Source organism: Collinsella aerofaciens, assembly GCF_018785265.1.
GTDB classification, from domain to species: Bacteria; Actinomycetota; Coriobacteriia; order Coriobacteriales; family Coriobacteriaceae; genus Collinsella; species Collinsella aerofaciens_AI.
On the sequence record NZ_WQPK01000065.1, the window covers coordinates 1 to 3,167 of the forward strand.

At 60.5% G+C, this 3,167-nt stretch carries 3 protein-coding genes; all 3 read left to right on the plus strand.

Annotation, left to right across the window (positions count from 1 at the left end; genetic code table 11):
• Positions 1–79: arginine deiminase family protein (locus tag GPK42_RS09930; protein WP_195192534.1), on the plus strand; the 79-nt coding region annotated here is incomplete at its 5' end.
• Between the two features lie 105 nt (positions 80–184).
• The gene (gene argF, locus GPK42_RS09935; RefSeq protein ID WP_006234279.1) at positions 185–1,180 is read left to right on the plus strand and encodes an ornithine carbamoyltransferase; all 996 of its coding nucleotides are present in this window, start codon (positions 185–187) and stop codon (positions 1,178–1,180) included.
• 138 nt (positions 1,181–1,318) lie between these two features.
• Positions 1,319–2,806, plus strand: a complete 1,488-nt coding sequence (locus GPK42_RS09940) for a YfcC family protein (RefSeq protein ID WP_423064376.1) — start codon at positions 1,319–1,321, stop codon at positions 2,804–2,806.
• The last annotated feature ends 361 nt before the right edge of the window (positions 2,807–3,167 follow it).

Sequence of the window (3,167 nt, forward strand, 5' to 3'; positions counted from 1 at the left end):
CGTGCCCTCCGCCGAGCTCTCCCGCGGCCGCGGCGGCCCGCGCTGCATGAGCATGCCCTTCTGGCGCGAGGACCTCTAAGTCTTTCCGTTTCCGGTGCGGTCCCCCTACAACCGCACCGGCTTCGCCCGTTAAACGGGCAACACTAATACTTACGTAATTCATTTCTTCGAAAGGAATCGAACCATGGGTGTTAACCTCTCCGGCCGTAGCTTCCTCAAGCTTCTCGACCTCACCACCGAGGAGATCGAGTACCTGCTCAAGCTCTCCAAGAACTTCAAGGATATGAAGCGCGCTGGCGTTCCGCACCGCTATCTCGAGGGCAAGAATATCGTTCTGCTCTTCCAGAAGACCTCCACTCGTACCCGCTGCGCCTTCGAGGTCGGCGGCATGGATCTGGGCATGGGCGTCACCTACCTCGATCCGGGTTCGTCGCAGATGGGCAAGAAGGAGTCCATCGAGGACACTGCCCGTGTTCTCGGCCGCATGTATGACGGCATCGAGTTCCGTGGCTTTGCCCAGGACGACGTCGAGGAGCTCGCTGCTAAGTCCGGCGTGCCCGTGTGGAACGGCCTGACCACCGAGTGGCACCCCACCCAGATGCTCGCCGACATCCTGACCGTCCAGGAGAACTTCAACTACGATATCAAGGGCAAGACCCTCGTCTTCATGGGCGACTGCAAGAACAACGTCGCTCGCTCCCTCATGGTTGTCTGCTCCAAGCTCGGCATGAACTTCGTGGCCTGCGGCCCCGAGGAGTGCATGCCCGCCGACGACGTCATCGAGGCTTGCAAGCCCATCGCCGAGGCTAACGGCTGCACCATCAAGCTGACCACTGACGTCAAGGACGGCGTCACCGGTGCCGACGTTATCTACACCGACGTGTGGGTCTCCATGGGCGAGCCCGACGAGGTCTGGGCCGAGCGCATCGCTCAGCTCACCCCGTATCGTGTCACCTCCGAGGTCATGGCTATGGCCAACCCGGGTGCCATCTTCCTGCACTGCCTGCCCAGCTTCCACGACACCAACACCACCATTGGCGCCGAGAAGTGCGAGCAGTTCGGCATCACCGAGCAGGAGGTCACCGACGAGGTCTTCGAGAGCCCCGCTTCCAAGGTCTTCGACGAGGCCGAGAACCGCATGCACACCATCAAGGCTGTCATGTACGCCACGCTCAAGTAAGAGCATCTAGCATCTCGCTCGGGGTGTATTGCTGCACACCCCGAGCGGTTTTATCTGGTAATAATCTCGCATCAAGCGGCAGGCACGGCACGGAAGAGCCGCTTCTGGCGAGATCAGCAAATGATTTATGAAGGGGGGATGAGAACTATGACTGAGACCGCTAAGAAAAAGCGCGGTATGCCTTCATCGTTCACCATTCTTCTTGCTCTGCTGGCAATTGTCGCAGTGATTACCGTTATCGTCTCCGGCACGTCCGGCGGCGCGGTTACTGCCGCCCGTCTGAGCGATTTCTGCACCGCCCCGATTAAGGGCTTCGCTGACGCTCTGCCCGTCTGCCTCTTCGTTATGATCCTGGGCGGCTTCCTCGGTATGATGACCGAGACCGGCGCCCTGGACAACGGCATCGCCGTTCTGGTGCAGAAGCTTAAGGGCAACGAGATTATGCTCATTCCCGTGCTGATGCTCATCTTCTCCCTCGGTGGTACCACCTATGGTATGTGCGAGGAGACCGTTCCCTTCTACGCCCTGCTCGCCGCTACCATGATGGCCGCTGGCTTCGACCCCATGGTCGGTGCCGCTACCGTCCTGCTCGGCGCTGGCTGCGGCTGCCTGGGCTCCACGGTTAACCCGTTCGCCGTCGGCGCTGCCGTCGACGCTCTGACCGGCGTTGGCATTGAGGTCAACCAGTCCATCATCATCGGCCTCGGTGCCGTCCTGTGGATTGTCACTACCGCTATGTCCATCTTCTTCGTGATGAGCTACGCCAAGAAGGTCAAGGCTGACAAGGGTTCCACCATCCTGTCGATGCAGGAGCTCAAGGACGCCGAAGAGGCTCACGGCAAGGCTGCTTCCGAGGTCCACAAGGAGGTCAAGCTCACCGGTCGTCAGAAGGGTGTTCTGATTGCCTTCGCCTTCACCTTCGTCGTCATGATCGTCGGCTTCATTCCGCTGGCCGACCTCAACGAGGGCGTCGCTAACTTCTTCGACGCTGGCGCTGTCTACGACGCCGACGGTAACGCCGTCGTCCAGGGCTGGTCTGCCCTGATCACCGGCCTGCCCATTGGCCAGTGGTACTTCGACGAGGCTTCCACCTGGTTCTTCCTCATGGCCGTCCTGATCGGTATCATCGGTGGCCTGTCCGAGAAGCAGATCGTTAACACCTTTATCACCGGCGCTGCCGACATGATGTCCGTTGTTCTCGTCATCGCCCTCGCCCGTGGTATCTCCGTCCTCATGGCTAACACCGGCCTCGACGTCTTCGTCCTCGACGCTGCCGCCAATGCCCTGGCTGGCCTGTCCGGCGTGATCTTCGCTCCCATGAGCTTCCTGGTCTACTTCGGCCTGTCCTTCCTGATCCCCTCGACCTCTGGTATGGCTACCGTCTCCATGCCCATCATGGGACCGCTGGCTGTTAAGCTCGGCTTCTCGCCCGAGGTCATGGTCATGATCTTCTCCGCCGCCATCGGTGTCGTGAACCTGTTCACCCCGACCTCCGGCGCCATCATGGGCGGTCTCGCCCTGGCCAAGATCGAGTGGACGACCTGGCTCAAGTTTGCCCTTAAGCTCATCGTCGCTCTCTCCGTCGTCTGCGCCGTCATCCTGACCGTCGCCTGCGTGCTGCTCTAAGTACCCAATGGGTACCCCACGGAAACCTTGACGATCCTGTAGAGGATCACCTGGTCATCGTCTGTCCGGTGGGGTAAACCCACCGGTAGACTCCTACCTTTAGCCCCCTCCCGTTCCGTGCGCGGGAGGGGGCGCACTTATGTTGCGCGGTTCTACGAACCGCGCAACCAGTCGACGCTGCGCGCCGCCCAGGACGACAATTTGTCATTCAAAAGGCAAGGCATGACCAGAAGGTCTATGCCTTGCCTTTTTCATGCCAACTTGTACGTCCTGGACGTCGCTCGCTCATATGACCCAATCCGCTGTCAAGAGCCACAATGGCCCCGCCGACCGCTTGCAATCGGTCGGCGGGGCCTGCCGT